Origin of the sequence: Roseibium sp. (assembly GCF_965216085.1) — a bacterium.
GTDB lineage: Bacteria > Pseudomonadota > Alphaproteobacteria > Rhizobiales > Stappiaceae > Roseibium.
The window spans coordinates 1,611,763-1,628,914 of sequence record NZ_OZ244138.1 but is presented as its reverse complement, the minus strand read 5'-3'; the positions used below and the strand labels follow the sequence as shown (position 1 = coordinate 1,628,914).

General features: G+C 55.5%; 19 protein-coding genes. 10 read left to right on the top strand and 9 right to left on the bottom strand.

Features of this window, described 5'->3' with window-relative positions:
* Positions 1 to 81: 81 nt before the first annotated feature.
* From ACOOFE_RS07440 to serA, 5 genes are all read left to right on the top strand, one after another.
* Positions 82 to 495 (top strand): DUF1636 family protein, encoded by a 414-nt coding sequence (locus ACOOFE_RS07440; protein WP_420414370.1) that lies wholly within the window; start codon positions 82 to 84, stop codon positions 493 to 495.
* Positions 492 to 1,286, top strand: coding sequence for an ABC transporter ATP-binding protein (locus tag ACOOFE_RS07435; RefSeq protein ID WP_420414369.1), 795 nt, complete (start codon positions 492 to 494; stop codon positions 1,284 to 1,286). Before ACOOFE_RS07440 ends, ACOOFE_RS07435 begins: the two co-directional genes overlap by 4 nt.
* Complete coding sequence (locus ACOOFE_RS07430) at positions 1,283 to 2,221, top strand: ABC transporter substrate-binding protein (RefSeq protein WP_420414368.1); 939 nt, start codon at positions 1,283 to 1,285, stop codon at positions 2,219 to 2,221. The genes ACOOFE_RS07435 and ACOOFE_RS07430 overlap by 4 nt, the downstream gene beginning before the upstream one ends.
* 63 nt (positions 2,222 to 2,284) lie before the next feature.
* On the top strand, positions 2,285 to 3,283 hold the full coding sequence (locus ACOOFE_RS07425; RefSeq protein WP_420415552.1) for a FecCD family ABC transporter permease: 999 nt from the start codon (positions 2,285 to 2,287) through the stop codon (positions 3,281 to 3,283).
* 127 nt (positions 3,284 to 3,410) lie between these two features.
* On the top strand, positions 3,411 to 4,655 hold the full coding sequence (serA, locus tag ACOOFE_RS07420; protein ID WP_420414367.1) for a phosphoglycerate dehydrogenase: 1,245 nt from the start codon (positions 3,411 to 3,413) through the stop codon (positions 4,653 to 4,655).
* 57 nt (positions 4,656 to 4,712) lie between these two features.
* On the opposite strand, the gene ACOOFE_RS07415 is transcribed toward serA, so the two are convergent.
* The 5 genes from ACOOFE_RS07415 to ACOOFE_RS07395 form a co-directional block, all read right to left on the bottom strand.
* A complete protein-coding gene (locus ACOOFE_RS07415; RefSeq protein ID WP_420414366.1) occupies positions 4,713 to 5,333 on the bottom strand; it encodes a DUF1826 domain-containing protein in 621 nt (206 codons plus the stop codon).
* On the bottom strand, positions 5,330 to 6,544 hold the full coding sequence (locus ACOOFE_RS07410) for a GTP-binding protein (protein ID WP_420414365.1): 1,215 nt from the start codon (positions 6,542 to 6,544) through the stop codon (positions 5,330 to 5,332). Before ACOOFE_RS07410 ends, ACOOFE_RS07415 begins: the two co-directional genes overlap by 4 nt.
* A gap of 365 nt (positions 6,545 to 6,909) precedes the next feature.
* A complete protein-coding gene (locus ACOOFE_RS07405; protein WP_420414364.1) occupies positions 6,910 to 7,527 on the bottom strand; it encodes a hypothetical protein in 618 nt (205 codons plus the stop codon).
* 64 nt (positions 7,528 to 7,591) lie between these two features.
* On the bottom strand, positions 7,592 to 9,115 hold the full coding sequence (locus tag ACOOFE_RS07400; protein ID WP_420414363.1) for a tyrosinase family protein: 1,524 nt from the start codon (positions 9,113 to 9,115) through the stop codon (positions 7,592 to 7,594).
* Between the two features lie 198 nt (positions 9,116 to 9,313).
* Entirely contained in the window at positions 9,314 to 10,228 is a 915-nt protein-coding gene (locus ACOOFE_RS07395; RefSeq protein WP_420414362.1) for a DMT family transporter, read from the bottom strand.
* Positions 10,229 to 10,462: 234 nt separating this feature from the next.
* Between ACOOFE_RS07395 and ACOOFE_RS07390 the strand changes: the two genes are divergently transcribed.
* The 3 genes from ACOOFE_RS07390 to ACOOFE_RS07380 are packed head-to-tail and all read left to right on the top strand — an operon-like array spanning position 10,463 to position 12,467.
* The gene (locus ACOOFE_RS07390; RefSeq protein ID WP_420414361.1) at positions 10,463 to 11,212 is read left to right on the top strand and encodes a pyridoxine 5'-phosphate synthase; all 750 of its coding nucleotides are present in this window, start codon (positions 10,463 to 10,465) and stop codon (positions 11,210 to 11,212) included.
* Positions 11,213 to 11,797: an HD domain-containing protein gene (locus ACOOFE_RS07385; RefSeq protein ID WP_141185817.1), complete on the top strand. Its 585-nt coding sequence runs from the start codon at positions 11,213 to 11,215 to the stop codon at positions 11,795 to 11,797. It abuts the gene before it with no gap.
* Between the two features lie 46 nt (positions 11,798 to 11,843).
* Entirely contained in the window at positions 11,844 to 12,467 is a 624-nt protein-coding gene (locus ACOOFE_RS07380; protein WP_420414360.1) for a LysE family translocator, read from the top strand.
* A gap of 80 nt (positions 12,468 to 12,547) precedes the next feature.
* On the opposite strand, the gene ACOOFE_RS07375 is transcribed toward ACOOFE_RS07380, so the two are convergent.
* From ACOOFE_RS07375 to ACOOFE_RS07360, 4 genes are all read right to left on the bottom strand, one after another.
* Positions 12,548 to 13,804, bottom strand: a complete 1,257-nt coding sequence (locus ACOOFE_RS07375) for a diguanylate cyclase (protein ID WP_420414359.1) — start codon at positions 13,802 to 13,804, stop codon at positions 12,548 to 12,550.
* Between the two features lie 237 nt (positions 13,805 to 14,041).
* On the bottom strand, positions 14,042 to 14,773 hold the full coding sequence (locus ACOOFE_RS07370; protein ID WP_420414358.1) for a siderophore-interacting protein: 732 nt from the start codon (positions 14,771 to 14,773) through the stop codon (positions 14,042 to 14,044).
* Positions 14,774 to 14,998: 225 nt separating this feature from the next.
* Complete coding sequence (locus ACOOFE_RS07365; RefSeq protein ID WP_420414357.1) at positions 14,999 to 15,490, bottom strand: YHS domain-containing (seleno)protein; 492 nt, start codon at positions 15,488 to 15,490, stop codon at positions 14,999 to 15,001.
* A 160-nt stretch (positions 15,491 to 15,650) separates the two neighbouring features.
* Positions 15,651 to 16,262 (bottom strand): TetR/AcrR family transcriptional regulator, encoded by a 612-nt coding sequence (locus ACOOFE_RS07360; protein WP_420414356.1) that lies wholly within the window; start codon positions 16,260 to 16,262, stop codon positions 15,651 to 15,653.
* A 97-nt stretch (positions 16,263 to 16,359) separates the two neighbouring features.
* Between ACOOFE_RS07360 and gatC the strand changes: the two genes are divergently transcribed.
* The gene (gatC, locus tag ACOOFE_RS07355; RefSeq protein WP_141185811.1) at positions 16,360 to 16,647 is read left to right on the top strand and encodes an Asp-tRNA(Asn)/Glu-tRNA(Gln) amidotransferase subunit GatC; all 288 of its coding nucleotides are present in this window, start codon (positions 16,360 to 16,362) and stop codon (positions 16,645 to 16,647) included.
* A 15-nt stretch (positions 16,648 to 16,662) separates the two neighbouring features.
* Entirely contained in the window at positions 16,663 to 17,142 is a 480-nt protein-coding gene (locus tag ACOOFE_RS07350; RefSeq protein ID WP_420414355.1) for a GNAT family N-acetyltransferase, read from the top strand.
* Positions 17,143 to 17,152 lie beyond the last annotated feature (10 nt).

The window sequence follows — 17,152 nt, the reverse complement described above, 5'->3', positions numbered from 1 at the left end:
GGAGCAGGATCGTGTTCGTCCAACCGTATGGTTTTCAAATAGTCCTTGTTTCTTATGCCCCGCTCCTGTGCGGAGGGCACGATGGAAACAACCAAAAACACCTCACATCGCATTACGGTTTGCCTGTCTTGCAGACATAAGGGAACCGACTGCAAGCCTGGCTATGAGCTGATCGAAAAGCTGCGCCAGGCCATGCAAACAGCTGGCAAATTCGTCTCCGAAGACTTCGAGATATCCGGCGTTGCCTGCATGGCTGGCTGCAGCCGTCCGTGCACGGTCGCCTATCACGGCACGCAAAAGGCGACCTATCTGTTTGGTGACATCGATCCGGAGGAAGACGTTACGGATCTGATCACGTTTGCCCGGCAGTATGCGGAGCTGCCCGATGGCTGGTGCTCCTCCGGTGAGCGACCCGGAAAACTGCGCCGAACGGCGCTCGCGCGCGTACCGGCTGCGATCATTGTCTCAGAAGAAACAGAGATGGCCGTTCAATGACGTCGGCCGCATCGCTGACCGTCACGGAGGCCAGCTGGGCCCCGCGCGGCACAGCTCCGATCCTAAAACCGGTCTCCCTGCACCTTGAGGCAGGGCGTGTTCTGGGCGTGCTCGGCCCCAATGGCGCTGGAAAGTCCACCTTCCTCAGGCTGCTGTACCGCTTTCACCGGCCAGACACGGGGCGGATCGAGATCGATGGTCAGGACATTTGGTCCCTGTCCGCAAGGACGGCTGCCCAGCGCGTGGCGGCGGTGCTGCAGGAACAGCCGACGGACTTTGCCCTCACCGTCTTGGAAATAGTGGAACTCGGCCGCACCCCCTTCCACGCACCTCTTGCCGGGCGCAGTGCCGACGACCGTGCGATCATTCAAGAGGCTTTGGACCGGCTCGACTTATCCGGTCTGCAAAACCGGAGGTTTGGCACCTTGTCGGGCGGTGAACGTCAGCGGGTTATGGTCGCCCGCGCTCTGGCGCAGCAGCCTGGCCTGCTCATTCTCGATGAACCAACCAACCACCTCGACATCCGCCATCAGCTGGAAGTTCTGAAGCTGATCCGCCACCTCGACATGACCATCGTCACCAGCCTGCATGATCTCAACATGGCCAGCGCGGTTTGCGACGATATTCTTCTGCTGGATCAGGGTGTGGCCAAAGCCTTTGGTCCACCGGACACGGTCTTGAGCGATAGGACCGTATCAGCCGCCTTCCGCGTCCAGGCACAACGCCAAAAGCTGACACCGTCAAATACATCCCACTTCACCTACACGCTTTCCGATAAGGAACTGACATGAAACCAATCTTTCACGCCCTTGGCGCACTCACTCTCATGACAACAGGAGCATTTGCAGACACGACCGTGCAAAGCTGCGATCGCACAGTCACGTTCTCAGAACCGCCCAAGCGCGCCATCTCCAACGACGTCAATCTGACCGAGATGATGCTGGTGCTTGGCCTGCGCGATCGCATGGTTGGATACACCGGCATTTCGGGCTGGAAAACACTAGATGAGGAAATGCGCGAGGGTGTCGCCGAACTGCCGGAACTCTCTGCCAAATACCCGACCAAGGAAGTTCTCATCGGCGCTGATGCGGATTTCTTTTTTGCCGGCTGGAACTACGGCATGAAAGTCGGAGGTGAAGTCACGCCCGATACACTCGCTCCCTTCGGGATTGATGTCTACGAACTCACCGAAAGCTGCATCCACATCGGCGAAAAGCCGAAAGTCTCGATGAAGGACATGTACAACGACCTCCTGAACCTTGGAAAAATCTTTGAGGTGGAGGAGCGCGCTGAAGATCTGGTCGCAGGCTACAAAGCCGAGCTTGCGGACTTCAAAAAGGTTCTGACCACCGGCAACGCACCACTGCGGGTTTTCGTTTACGACAGCGGCGAGGACACCCCATTCACAGCTGGCCGCTACGCCATGCCAACCGCGATGATTGAAGCAGCTGGCGGCAAAAACATTGTCGACGATCTAGAAAAGAGCTGGGCCACCGTCGGCTGGGAAACCGTTGTTGAACGCAATCCGGAAGTGATCGTGATCGTCAACTACGGCGACGTGACCGCTGCACAAAAGCGGGCCTTCATGATGGAAAACCCGGCCTTTGCAAACCTCGATGCTGTCAAAAACGACCGATTTGTTGTCCTGGAATACGTGGAAGCAACGCCTGGACCGCGCAACATCAAGGCGATCAAGAAACTGGCAAACGCCTTTTGGGGAGAGTGAACCATGCTTGAAGCCATCAAAGGGCACAATCAGCGGAGTTGGGCTCCTCCAGCCCGGTTGCCAATGGTCGCCCTGATTGGATTTGGCGTCTTGATGGCCTCGCTCACTCTGGCCATCGGTGTCGGGGCTGTCTCGATCCCGGCCGCCACCGTTTGGGGTGTCATAGCGAACAAGCTAGTCCCCGGACTTGTCGAACAGACCTGGTCAGCCGGGCGTGAGGCAATTGTCTGGGATATCCGGTTTCCACGGGCACTTCTGGCAGTGATGGTTGGTGCAGGTCTGGCGCTGGTTGGTGCCAGCCTGCAGTCCGTTACCCGGAACCCGCTGGCCGATCCGCATCTGCTTGGGATTTCGTCCGGCGGAGCCTTCGGCGCTATTCTCGCCCTGCTCCATACTGGATTGTTTCTAGGAACCCTGACTGTGCCGCTGTTTGCCTTCGGTGGTGCTTTGATGGCAACCGCAATCGTTCTCGGCGTGGCACGGGTTGCAGATGCCTCTACTGCGGACCGGCTTGTTCTCGCCGGCGTCGCAGTCTCCTTCATCGTCATGGCACTTGCCAATACCTTGATCTTTCTAGGCGACCCACGGGCTACACATACGGTGGTGTTCTGGATGCTTGGTGGTCTCGGTCTTGCCCAGTGGTCTCAGCTCCTCTATCCGCTCGCGATCCTAACCACCTGCGGATTGTGGCTCTGGATCCGTGCACCGCAACTCAATGCCATGACCGTCGGCGACGAAACAGCGTCGACCCTCGGCATTGCCGTTGATCGCTTCCGCCTGGAAATCTTTGTTGTTGGCGCCCTGATTACAGGTGTCATGGTCGCCTTTTCCGGGATGATCGGGTTTGTCGGCCTGATGATCCCGCATATCGTACGCATGATTGTTGGCGGCGACTATCGAAGGGTGCTTCCAGTGAGTACGCTTCTCGGTGCGATCTTTCTCCTCTGGGCCGACATCGCCGCCCGCACCCTCATGGCCCCGGAGGACATGCCCATTGGCATCGTCACCGGTCTCATTGGCGGCTGTTTTTTCATTTGGTTGTTAAGGCGGAACCGGGGCTAAAAAACAAACCCGCACATTTGCCTTTAGAACCCTAGACGCGACATGGATCTGCGCGTATACGACACCGGCGTTCCGCACCGTGACCGGTGCATGACTCACCCAAATCTTCAGAAAAGACGTCAGACCCATGATGACCGGCCTCTCCCGCCCCAAAAACCAGATCCGCTGGCTGCTGCTGGAAGGCATTTCGCCGACTGCCCAAGCGGTACTGGAGAAAAACGGTTACTCGAATGTCGAAGTGCTGCCTGGCGCACTGGAAAAAGACGCGCTGATCGAAAAACTGCAGGATGTCCAAATCCTGGGCATCCGGTCGCGCACACAGGTGACCGAAGAAGTCCTCGAAGCGGCAAAGTCCCTGGTCGCCGTCGGCTGTTTTTCCGTCGGCACCAACCAGGTTGATCTGAACGCATCCTTGATGCGCGGCATACCGGTCTTCAATGCTCCGTTTTCCAACACCCGCTCTGTTGCCGAACTGACGATTGCCGAAATCGTCATGCTGATGCGCGGCGTTTTTTCTAAATCAAGCGGGGCCCATGACGGCCGCTGGATGAAGACCGCCACAGGTTCTCATGAAGTGCGCGGCAAAACCCTCGGCATCATTGGGTACGGCAACATCGGCACGCAGCTGTCAAATCTCGCAGAAGCCATGGGCCTCAGGGTCATCTACTACGATACGATCGACAAGCTGCAGCACGGCAACGTCATGCCGGCCGACAGCCTGGATGCTTTGCTCGCCGAGTCCGATGTCGTCTCCCTTCATGTGCCTGACACACCGGACACACGTGACATGTTCGGCGCTGATCAGATTGCCAAGATGAAGAAGGGCGCATTCCTGATCAACAACGCGCGCGGCAAGGTAGTCGACATCGACGCTCTGGCTGCAGCACTGAAATCTGGTCATCTGGCCGGGGCAGCTGTGGATGTGTTCCCGGTGGAACCGAAGTCCAATAAGGATGAGTTCATCTCGCCGCTGCGCGGCCTCGACAATGTCATCCTGACACCCCATGTCGGCGGTTCCACCGAAGAAGCTCAAGCGCGGATCGGCGAAGAAGTCTCCAAACGGCTGGTGGAGTACTCCGATGTCGGCTCAACCATTGGGGCGGTCTCCTTCCCACAGGTTCAGCTGCCGAAAGGGACGGACGCCACCCGCTTCATTCAGGTGCACCACAATGCTCCCGGCGCAATGCGAACCTTGAACGACCTCTTCACCCGCCACAATCTCAACATCCACGCCCAGTTCATGCAGTCGCATCAGGACATTGGTTATGTGGTTTTGGATGTCGACAGCCCGGTTCAGGACCCTGTGAAAATCCTGGAGGAAATCCGGGCTCTGCCGAACACCATAAGAGCCCGGCTGCTTAACCGGGTTTGAAGACAAAAACTGCTAAGAACAAAGAAAAGACCCTGCGGTTTGCAGGGCCTTTTTTGTTTATTCGACCGGATCAATCACCAAGAGCAGGCGGGGGCCGTCTTCCGGGGTAATTTCCGGCGAGCGGTGCAAAATGCCGGTGACGTCGTCGCCTTGCCACAAGGCGCCACGGAACAGCCCGACCGCTCCGCGCTTCAGTTGCCGGATCCGTTTAGGATCATGTTCTGAGCTGGCCGGCACATATTCGGTTCCCGCCCCGCGATAGGTGCACAAAAGACGCGCTGGAACGAGATCAATGTGGAATTTCGGACACATCACGTCGTCGGCCACATCCAGCCTGACCCGGACGGTTTGAACGTCCAGTATTCTGGCCATCATGACAGCAAGTGCGCCAACATCGCTCGCCAACGTGTCCCGTTCAGGACACGCCTCAAGACCGGCGGTTTCACAGGCCGTTATGACCGCAGCCTCCGCCAGATGGACCGGAACCACGGTGCGCAGATCCGGCAAGTCATCCATTCCAAGCTGGTCAATCCAGGAGTTGAACGCCGGTTCCGGCGTGCGTTGCCAGATCGCTGCCGCAACACCGGGCGAACCGATCTCGCACAAGATATCTGCGTCCTGTGCCATGAAAACATCGGCAGCGACCGAACGGTTAGAGTGATCGAGGGCTAGGCTCATGCCGCAGTCTCCTGCCGATGGAACGCAGGAAATGGATCGGCAAGCGATTTGAACGCGGCAAGATCATCGCCTGCGTCCAGCGGGATAAGACAGGCATCCATCCGATCCTTCAGCGCCGGCCAATCAATTCCAGCGCCGATCACCACGATTTCCTGGCGCCGGTCACCAAAGGGTTCGGCCCAATTTGCCTTGGCATAGGCATGGGCCCGCTCATCATCCGGCCAACGGTTCATCGGCACCGACGCCCACCAGGTTCCGAGCGGACTGATGCTAGAGAGGGCTCCAGCCAGCGAAAATTCCAGAACCCACTCCGGACGGGTCCCGATCCAGAAATGCCCCTTGGCGCGGATCACGCCCGGCATGGGACCATTTAAAAGCGCATGGATTTTTACCGGATCAAACGGCCGGCGCGCGCGGTAGACATAGGACGCAACACCATATTCTTCCGTTTCCGGCACATGGTCGGCAAAACCATAAAGTTCCTTGGCCCACATCGGATGTTCATGTGCCTTTTCAAAGTCAAACAGGCCCGTGTTCAGAATTTCAGCAGGGGGAACTTGCGAGAAATCCGTTTCGATGATTTTGGCGTCGGCATTGAGGCTGCGGATGATCTTGCGGGCAGCATCCACACGGGATGCATCGGCGGCACTGACCTTGTTCAAGACAACGATATCGGAGAACTCGATCTGGTCGGTCAAAAGATGTACCAGCGTGCGCTCGTCCTCTTCGCCAAGTGTCTCGCCCCGGTCACTCAGGAAGTCATGACTGGAGAAGTCCTGCAGCAGGTTTACCGCATCGACCACGGTCACCATCGTGTCGAGCCGAGCCACATCAGACAGACTTTCCCCGTATTCATCACGGAACTCGAAAGTCGCGGCAACCGGCAGCGGTTCGGAAATACCGGTCGACTCGATCAAGAGGTAATCGAACTTCTTTTCATCAGCCAGACGGCGGACTTCCTGAAGAAGGTCATCGCGCAAGGTGCAGCAGATGCAGCCATTGGACATCTCAACCAGAGTTTCCTCGGTCTGGTTCAATTCGGCACCGCCAGATCGTATCAGGTCGGCATCGATGTTGACCTCCGACATGTCATTGACGATGACCGCCACCTTCAAACCCTCCCGGTTGTTCAGGATCCGGTTGAGCAAGGTGGTTTTTCCAGCGCCTAAAAAGCCGGACAGGACGGTGACGGGCAATCGGGTATCGGCCATAGAGGATCTCGCTACTTTGAATGTTGTAATGTTATTACATTACAAGTCTCATATCGTGCACCCGCTGGAGCTGGCAAGCCTTTTGCGCCACTGCTCCACGAAACCAGTGCACGCAAAAGACTGCGCAATTGGCAGTATCAGCGATCGTGACTGCGCTATGTTTTTGAATTTCTTAGAGTTCAGCGTGATACCGACCGTCCGCGACGGCTTGCCGTGCCAACGGCGGCAGGAATGGATTTCTCACAGAAAAGTTCCGGCTAAGTTGAGCTGATCAGGGAAACGGCGGGCAGTTTTCGAGCACTTCCCATGAAGACCCGGTGGTCATTGCGCTCAAACAGCAGAACATTCTGCTTAGGAACCAAGCATTAGTCCGGGGTGATCACCTCAAGGGAGACATCGGCTTCACTCTTTGGCGAGCCGTCGGTGACCGTATCAAACGTGAGATCAAAACAGTAGTCAGCTCCCATTCCCGACTTCCTCAACAGGTACTTGGGAAGAAAGTATTTCTTGGGCGTATCTTCGAGCCCAAAGCCGATATTGGGGAAAAATCCGATTGAGGCGACCGGGTCAACCGCTCCAATGGCAGATCCGGTCTCATGAACTAAAATTCCGCCACCACCATTTCCAGGATGATAGGAGCTGATAACCAGCGCGAGCTTGTTTTTCGGGTCTGCCAATTGCTGCTTCAGCCCCGCCGTCTGCGGCAGGCAAACGGTCTGGATCTGGCCATCTGTCAATTTCGTAGAGCCATCTGGCCCCATCCCGGTGTCTGCCTTTTCGGCGTCAGACCCGGAGCGCTCTCGGTCGGATTGGTCTGTCGCTTCGGCTTGCACTGGCCTGGGCACTGGTATTGCCGCCTCTCCGGATTGTCCCGCCGACACCACATTGGACCCGGACAACAGGACCAGACTTACGATGAGAGACCGCAAGCTGATCCTGCCAACAGAGTTCAATCCCTTTGGGACTTCCATGACCTTTGTCATTCGTTTTGATCGCCTTCCAGGTTCATTACTTTCCCTTGTCAGCCATCATGAATCTAAGGTGCACTCACACAATCGCAACCTCAACAGAACCAGGAACGATCGGCGCAGCGTCTTGGGGGCTGACCCCTTGACGCGGATAGGCCAGGACCTGCACCACAATATCATCGCCTGTCACCTGTCCCCGGCGGGCCAAACGCTGCAGAGCGCCGGTGAGGTTGACCAGATAGGAGCTAGGTTCCTTGGCCGTTCCGCCGTGGCCGTGACCAGCATGGTCGCCCGCCAAGCCAAAGAAGCCAAATGTCGTCACATAGTGCGGATCTGTGTCAGGAACTTCGAGCGATAGGTAATCACAATTCACAAAGACCCTATACTCGGCCGTATCGGCCGCAGGGGCCGGTACATCTCGCAAGATAGCGATCACTTGTTTAGGAGCACCACCGATCTGGCTGGAGAGCCTTAAGGTTTCGGTAGATTGCGGGCTTTCACCCAATGCGGCCGCAACCTGGGACGCGGAAACCGGCACTGCGATATCCAGTGGGTTAAGCGCCGTGGCCGCAAGGGAGTTTGTTTTTGTTTGTGTGATCACCCCTTCCGGGGCAGGCCGGCCGGCCAAAACATCATTGAGACCTGTTGAGGACGCTCCGGTCCGAACCCGGGCTGCAAGCGCCAAAATGCCGGAGGTTTCTGGCAGATTGTAGGTGTACCCAAGAGACTCATAATCCTGGGTTTCACCGGTGATTACCGTATAATCAGCACCATCCATTTTGCGGAAGTTGTTCGCAAACGGCATATCCGTCCAAAGCGACTCTTCTGTGTTCTGACGGCCCTGACTGTTCCAAAGTGCCCAAAGCCGGTCGATGTTGCCATGATGCATAAAGAACAAGGGATCCCGCGCAGATACAGCCGTACACATCTGGCCGCCAACAGCGCAATGCACCCTGTTGTGTGGATTGGCTTCCAATGGCCCAGAGACACCACCGCCAGCTGGAATCCAGCTTTGATCAAGATTGTTTTGAGATGGGTTCTTGGACGTGCCGAAAACCTGGTACTCGGTTTCAGCCAAGATGTCGGTAATCACGTTCTGGCCTACCATATTGTCCGGCAGGCTAGCGGTCGCAGACATTGTCCGCGTAGCGTCATAGAGCGGATTGGGTTGGCCGTTGTAAGATTGATCTGAATAGGCTTTTGGGATCTGCCGGTCGGTGGTCCAATCCCAATAGGGCATGGCGAAGGACGCTTCCCCGGACCAATCCCTCACTGCCTGTTCATACATCGACACATAGCCGCGATGCCAAGGCAGAAAATACCAGTCGCCATGTGGGCACTTGTTAAAGCCGCCGGTAGACGTTCCATGAATATCGGCAAACCCGATCCAACTGACCGGTTCGTTTTCTGAAATCCCTTTCATATGACCGACAAAATCACGCCAGAGGCTCAGATCCTTGTCGTCAAGCGGCATGCCACCAAGGCTGCGGCGGACTGGAAGCCCCGTATAAGCAACGGCTCGAACGCCTGGAACAACACCGGAAAAAGTAAGGGCAGCACCCGAAAGCGCGGCGGTCGTCATCAATTTTCTTCGCGTAATCATCTGTCGCCTCCTCCTTAGGTTCGGCAGAATACTTACGTATAGTAAACTTTGAGAAATTTTTCTATCTTTAAGTGCAATCTTCAGAAAAACAACCACAACACATCCGGTGATTACTGAGTGGCAATCACCCACTAGAGTGCAAAATTCCGGCTGAATTCCGCGGAAACTGAGGTTGAGCGACAGCCAACTCGGATCAAATCAGGTCCTAGGTCGTGTGGCCGCCGCCTGTGTCCGGTTGCTCCGCGCCAGGATAAACAGGCCGGACAAGACAATCACGGCACAGCCGATCAGGGTTTGCAGGTCCAATTGTTCGTCGAAAAAAAGAACTCCAAGCCCAACCCCAAACAGCAGCCGGGAGTAACGGAACGGTGTGACCAGAGACACATCGCCAGTGCGCATCGCAAGCATCAAGCTGCCATAGGCAAAAACGCCTGCCAAGACAGCAAGCCCCACATAAAACCCGCTTAAACTATCCGGCATTACAAGCCGCTCACCCGACCAAAGCGCGTAAGCAAGTCCCGCTATGATCAATGTCACAAAGCCATAGAAGCCCAAAAGCGATGTACTGAGAATTTTTGGTGCAGCACGACTGGTTAGATCCCGGCCGGCGAAGCCAAGCATTCCGATGAAGGCCAGCATCGAGAGCATGGTGAAACTGTCTGCCCCCGGGCGCAGCACAATCACTACGCCAATCAAGCCGATGACAATAGCGGCCCAGCGGCGCCAGCCCACCTGTTCGCCAAAGAACACCATGGCACCAAGCACGACAAAAATGGGTGTAGCCTGAAGGATGACAGTGGTTGAGGACAGCGGCGTCAAGGCCAGCGCGAGTACATAAAACAGCCGGCCGGTGAGTTCAAAGACGAACCGGATACCCATCACTTTGCCAAAGGCCTGGCGTTGCACCAGCGCATCGCCCTGTACCTTAGCAACACAACCGAAGACGAGCGCGCCCCCCAGACCGAACAACATCAAGATCTGACCCACCGGCAAAGACACAGAAGCAGCTTTCAGAAACATGTCCTCAACTGCAAAGAGCGCCATTGCAGAAATCATCGCAAGGCTGCCGCGAATATTCTCCGTGTTCGCCGATTGAATGCCGTTTGCTGTCAAAACCTCTACCTTTGAATCTCTATTGTAAATTTTCCGGATAACGGCGCCTGTGGTAACGGTTTTCCCCGCTCAGCGCCACAATCGAAAGAGCACCGCCCTGCGACATAAACTCCAGAATTTACATTGTCACTAGGGACAATTTCTTGTTTGACTTCAATGACCTTTGGCACAATCTTGCGCTGAAGTCCGATCATCTTGAATCAAACTGCCAACCTTCTTAACCGGATTGTGAACATGACTGCCGTCTCGCGCCTGTCCGTCAATGTCAATGCCATCGCCATGCTCCGCAATCGCCGCGATCTACCCTGGCCGAGCGTCACAGGCCTTGCCAGCATAGCAATGGAAGCCGGCGCAAAGGGCATAACAGTGCACCCGCGCCCCGATGAGCGCCACATACGCAAGAGCGATGTCTTTGACCTTGCTGAGCTGATCGAAGAGCGGTTTCCGAACAAGGAACTGTGTCTGGAAGGCTATCCTTCGCCGGACTTTCTAAAACTGGTCGAAGAGGCCCGTCCGGAGCAGGTCCTGTTTGTGCCCGATGACCCGGATCAGACAACCTCCGATCACGGCTGGGATTTTTCCAAGGACACCGGCCTTTTGGAAACAGCAATCGCTGCGTCCAAGGAATGGGCAATCACTGTGTCGCTGTTCTGTAATCCGGATCCTTCTGACCCGGAACATGCAGCACGCCTCGGTGCTGAACGCATCGAGATCTATACCGGCCCTTATGGCGCTTGTTTTGACGATGCGGACCAAGCGGCCAAAGAACTGGACAAGGTGGCAGCCACTGCGAACGCGGCAAAGGCATCGGGTCTTGGCGTCAATGCCGGTCATGACCTGACCGTCGAAAACATCCCGGCACTTCTCGCCAAAGCGCCCTTCATCCGGGAAATGTCTATCGGCCACGGCTTTACTGCCGATGCGCTCATTAATGGATTTGGCGAAAGTGTCCGGCGGTTCCGTCAGGCGATGGGTGAACTCTAGATGGTGTTGGATCTGGAAAAGCAGGTCAGTTTCTTACTCGAAACCGACAAGCTCAAGGATGTGGTTCGGCTCAATCAACTGTCTGATGGGAACCGGCGGGAAACAACAGCTGAACATTGCTGGCACGTCATTCTGCAGACTTTGACCCTGGCGGAGCACGCCGAAGACGGCACCGACATCAATCATGTCATCAAGCTGCTCGCCGTTCATGACCTCGTTGAAATAGACGCAGGCGATCATTGGGTGACGGACGACAACCATGCAGATGTCGCTGTGAAAGAACAGGCCGCTGCCCAAAAGATCTTCGCACTTCTACCAGATCAGCAGTCAGCAGAATTTCGGGCCCTGTGGCACGAGTTTGAGCACAATGAGACCAAAGAGGCCCGGTTCGCCAACGCCATGGATGTTTTGCATCCCATGCTGCTGGTCTTTGCCTCCCAGCAGGACAACCCGGTTCATGAACCAATGGCCGTTGGTGACATTCGCAAGAAAAAGGAAGACAAGTTGGCCCCCTTCCCCGGCCTCTGGGCTTATGCCCAATCTTTGCTGGATCGCGCTGTTCAATCCGGCCATCTGCTTCCTTAAAACACGCCCTATCCCTGCCTAAGCATTCAACTGAAAGACCTTTTTCATGCCCTTTGATCTCTGGCTTCTGTTTATTGCCGTCTCACTCCTGCCGGCCATAAGCCCTGGCCCAGCTGTCATGCTGGCGATCTCCAACACATTGCGCTTCGGCCGCAACGCGACCCTTGCGTCTGCCAGCGGCAACATGATGGGGTTGATCGTGATCGGGTATGCGGTTGCCTTTGGGTTCGGCGCGCTGATGGCAACATCTGCTCTTGCCTTCACGGTGATGAAATTCATTGGCGCGGCCTATCTGATCTTTCTGGGCATCAAGATCTGGCGGGACAAATCCAGTTTTCAGGTTCAAAATGGTGCGCTGACTGCGCGCAAACATCCGGCAAAACTCTTCCTGGAGGCTTTCCTGGTTTCCGTGACCAATCCCAAGGCCATTCTGGTGATCACTGCGCTCTTTCCGCAATTCATGTCCAAAGGCGGCATCAATTTTCTGGAAACGACGATCCTATCGGTCACGTATGCCGTTCTGTGTTTTGCCAACCATGCCGCGATTGCTTTTGCCGGCGGCCACATGCGCCGGTTCTTGACGTCAGAAAAGCGCATGCGCTGGGTGCGCAGAACCACAGGCGGCCTATTTGTCGGGTTTGGTGCAGCCTTGGCTAGCGCCAGTAGGTAGGCAAAAGAACGAGTTCGTTTGACCCGCTGAGAACTGGCTAGGCCATTGTTTATCCTAGCCGAAATCCCATGGCAGTGGTTTTAAGATAGGTCTGGACCCAAAACTTTGTTCCGGCCACTGCTCTTGGCCTTGTAAAGGCGTTGGTCAGCGGCTTGGAAGAGTTGCTCAAGCGTTTCTCCGTCGTCCGTGAGACTCGACACGCCAATGCTGACAGTGATTTTTTCCGGCAACAGATACTGGCTCTGGCGTTCGATTGCCCGCCGCAAACGTTCTGCAAGCGACACCGCCCCTTCCGGTGCCAGGCGTTCGCACAAGAGAACAAACTCCTCTCCTCCAAATCGGTAGAGGTGATCGTCAGAGCGCAAATTGTCCAAAAGCATGCCCGAGATGGACTTCAGCACTTTGTCACCTGTTTCATGACCGTGCTGGTCGTTGACCCTTTTAAAGTGATCAATATCGATGACCAGCATTGTGAGCGGACGGCCGTCCTTGAGGTTCACCTCTACGATCTTCGGCGCATCTTTGTCATATAGCCGCCGGTCCAAGGCACCGGTCAAGTGATCCCGGCTGGTTGCCTCAACCAGATCCCAGTATCGCTCGCGATAGGTAAGTTCGTTGAACACATCGCGGAACGGCCGGTTGGTCAGCCAGCGCTCTCTGCTGCTGAAGTATTTCAGATAAGCAACGAACAACGCGGTGTAGACAACGACTGCAACCATTTTGGCCGCCCAACCGCCAAAAAAGACCTGCAGCGGCGCGCCTGTAACAATATGCAGTGCTAGAAAGAAACCGGCCTGATCGAACGTCAGCACGATCGCCCCGGAGATTAAAAAGCGCAGTCCGAGGTGTCGGCCAAATAGGTCTCCAATTTTCTCGTATAAGACAATGATCGCGATCGCATCAATGAAAAGCAGGATCGTGCCCCAGACCATGAGCCAGCCGATCTCGTCGACAAAAGCGATATCCGGCAACCGCCCCACAGCAACCTGAATGGTTTCGTGGTTTCGCAAAATCATGACGAGAGCGACAATCAAAAAATTGCCGATCAAAAGACCGTAAATCGGCTGCCGGACGATCTGTGCATCCTCCCGGATATACAGCAGCAAGATCATCAAGAGTTTGCCGGAAAACAAAACGGTCGATCCCGGCGACACAATGCCGAAAGGCAGTTCTATGTAAAAAACGGCGGCGAGATAGGTCTCCAGAAAGTGCATGACTCCCAGCGCGCACATGAAAACGCCGATGCCAATTGCGCGTCTTGCCCGGAGCAAGCTCATCATGACAGCAAAATAGACGATAGCCTGCGCAAACAGGAGAAGTGCGTTGGAAGAAGCCATATCTTGCTCTACCAACTCTCGTTGCTTTGACAAGGGTTGCTGCAATATTTCGGAAAATACGTGCAACCCTCTGAAATATTTACTATTTCAAAATGTATATTTCCATTAAAATAACCCAATGGCGCACAAATCCGGAAATTTCGCGCAAAAATTGATTCTCTAGTTGCGCTGAGCAATCGAAACATCGCGATGCAGATCCGATCTGGCACCGTTTTTCCGTACCTAAAAAGTCTTTCCTCAAGCAGCTTCTTCCGCGCGTTTCATTTTCTGGTGCTCGTCCTCGACAAGGCCGATCTTCCAATATCCGGAAATGTAGGTGTCTTTGCGGGGGACTTGGCGCGTGTTGTTGAGATATCCCCGCAGCCCGCGGATCACCGAACTTTCCCCGGCAATGCAAGTCTGAACAACACCGGCGGGCCACTCCATCGACGCGATGAAGTCGAGTTGAGCGCTGGATGCGACATGCGGATCTTCATGGATAAGCCAGTGGACCGAAAACTTCTCAGGAACCTGGATTTCGCGAATATCTTCTTCAGACGGGACCTCAAAAATCGCAAAGCCTTTGGCATTCACGGGCATTTGTTCCAAAACTGCCTCGGCAACAGGCATCGCGGAAAGGTCCGCGGCCACCAGATACCAATCAGCGTAAAATTCTTTGATTTTCTTTTGGCTCGGACCAAAGAAGCCCAGGAAAGCCCCCGGTTTTGCCTGCTGTGCCCAGCGGGTGGCAGGGCCACTGTCGCCATGAGCGACGAAGTCTATGTCCAGTTCAAGTGTATCCGCACGGTAGGCGCGAACGGTGTAGGTTCTAACTGGATGAATCTTCTCATCCGGTCCATCCGGTGCAAAGTAGGCGTCAAAATCCGAGCGGCTTTCCCCTTCGCGCGGCAGCACCAATTTGCAATTGGCCCCTTCCTGATTGAGCGGAAACCCTTCCAGCTCCGGACCGGCGAAGGTCACCCTGATCATGTTTGGACTCAAATAAATGGCCGACTTGACGGTCAAAATCCGGGGCTTGCGTTTTGGCATGACGGCTTTGAGCACTTTTCTAAATGTTGACTTCACTACTCAGCATTTAGCATCACTGTCCTGAGTTTTAAAGGTACCATTGTTCAACAATTCGAAACGGCGCGTTTTAGCGCAAAAAAGCCCGCCGAAACGGCGGGCTCAATCGTTGTCCTCAATAGCCGGGAATTACCGGATGATCGGTTCTTTCAAGTCTTCTGGCTTGGTGTCCTTGACGATATCCCAATTGAGATCAGCGTGATTGATCAGTTCAGCCGTATTGCCTTCAAAACGTTTTTGAACCGCGAGACTGTTGTTGAGGTAGAGCTTGCCATCGACGATCTTCCAGGCTTCCGGGACGACCGGCACTTTAAAGCCTTTGCTAAGCCCAAAGGCGCAGAAGCCACCATATTGCGGCGCATATTTGGCTGGATCGGCCGCGAACTTATCGCGGTTTTCGGCCGACGAGAATTTCCAGGTGACGTCATCATGCTGGAAAGTATAGGCGTCAGACCCGGCAACCGGTTTGCCTTCGGTGAAATAAGCAACCGGGTCCGTTCCGCCGATTGCCGCACCACCCTTGGTGAAGGTGGTGATTTCATCAGCCGAAACGGCAAAGCCTGTGACGGAAAATAGAGCTGTCAAACCGAGCAGCACTGATTTGGACGTATAAAGCGGCATCGAGGTCTCCGTTGGAGGGGTGGGACTATGAGCCATCCAGCGCGGCAGCACAGGACATGCCCGGAGAATGGCGGCACCCCAGCCCAAATGCCAATCACCCTTAATCACAGAGATGCCAACAGCCGGCGAGGAAACCGTGATGGCTATGTTCTTGGGCGTCCTATATTCCGGCAGGCGCCTTTGGCACCACCAGCCCGAGAACCAAATAGATCGCACTTTCCAAATGAGCTTGTTCCAGACCACCGGGACCTAGGTGCCGGTCATAAAGAACTTGCCAGATAAGTCCGAGAATAAGACCCGCGCGGGCGGAGAGATCCTGTTCAAAAGGTGTTGCGATCAGGCATTGGCGGACATGGAAGCGGATTTCTTCTTCCAACTGATGCACCAACGACTCAAATCCCGGACATGCCCTGATCTTAATAACGGCTTTGCCGGTGTCACCTGCCAATCCGTTGAGGTAAGCGCCCACAAGCCGGTGCAGATCGCGTGCTGCATTGGCGCGCTCGGGTACAGGTGGCAGCACTTTGCTGAGACCACGCTCAAGCGCAGCCACGGCAAAGGCGTCCTTGCCTGGCCATCGGCGGTAGATTGCTTGTTTGCTGGTGCGTGCCGCCCTGGCGATCTCCTCCAGCCGGACCGCCTCAAAACCCTCCCGTGCCAAGGCCTGGATCATGGCGGCCTGTAGCCGGAGTGTCAGGCCTAGGTCATCTTTCCGGCCAAGGCGGGGCGATCTCATCGTCATATTCCGGTCCTCACCAGGACCGTATTTCATTTCTTGGTCCCAACAGCAAGCACATTCATTGGAAATTCAGTGCCGTAAAGCGTATGCACGGATCCAAGCCAAACATTAATCGGCCAAAGGAACAAAAATGTCCGTAGATACTGACACGGTAAAGCGCGTTGCCCGTCTTGCCCGCATCAAAGTGAACGAAGACGAAGCCACCCGCATGACCGGCGAACTCAATGCCATTCTCGGTTTTGTCGAGCAGCTCGATGAAGTGAACATCGATGGTGTTGAGCCGATGACCTCAGTCGTCGAAACGACCATGAAGAAGCGCGTTGACGGTGTAACGGACGGCAACAAAGCTGCCGACATCACCAAGAACGCCCCGGCCTCTGAAGACAACTTCTTCATGGTACCGAAAGTCGTCGAATAACTGGGAAGCCCCGGAATGTCCTCCGCCCCTTCACTTTCAATCGCCGTAGAGACGCCGCTCAGCGATGACATGCGCCAGATGGTCAGCGAATTGAACGCTGTCCTGCGCTCGCTGACTCCGGAAGAAGCCAACTTCAGCATGAGTGTTGAGGAAATGACTGGCCCGGAAACAACCTTGTTCGTTGCCCGTATCGATGGGGCGGCAGCAGCCTGCGGTGCGCTTTACCGCCACGAGGGCGGCATTGCCGAATTGAAGCGCTTCTACTCCCGCCCGGCCTTTCAGAGCCAGGGACTGGCGCGCCTGATCCTTGACCGGGTTGTCGAGCTGGCAGAAGGCGAAGGCTTCCGCGAACTGGTTCTGGAAACCGGACACAACTACGAAGCCGCCAAGCGCCTTTATGTTGGCGCCGGCTTTGAACAGTGCGGTCCGGTGCTCGACTATCCTGACAGCGAATATTCTATTTTCTTCCGCAAACCGCTCCGCGTTGCGGCATAAGAGACCCAAC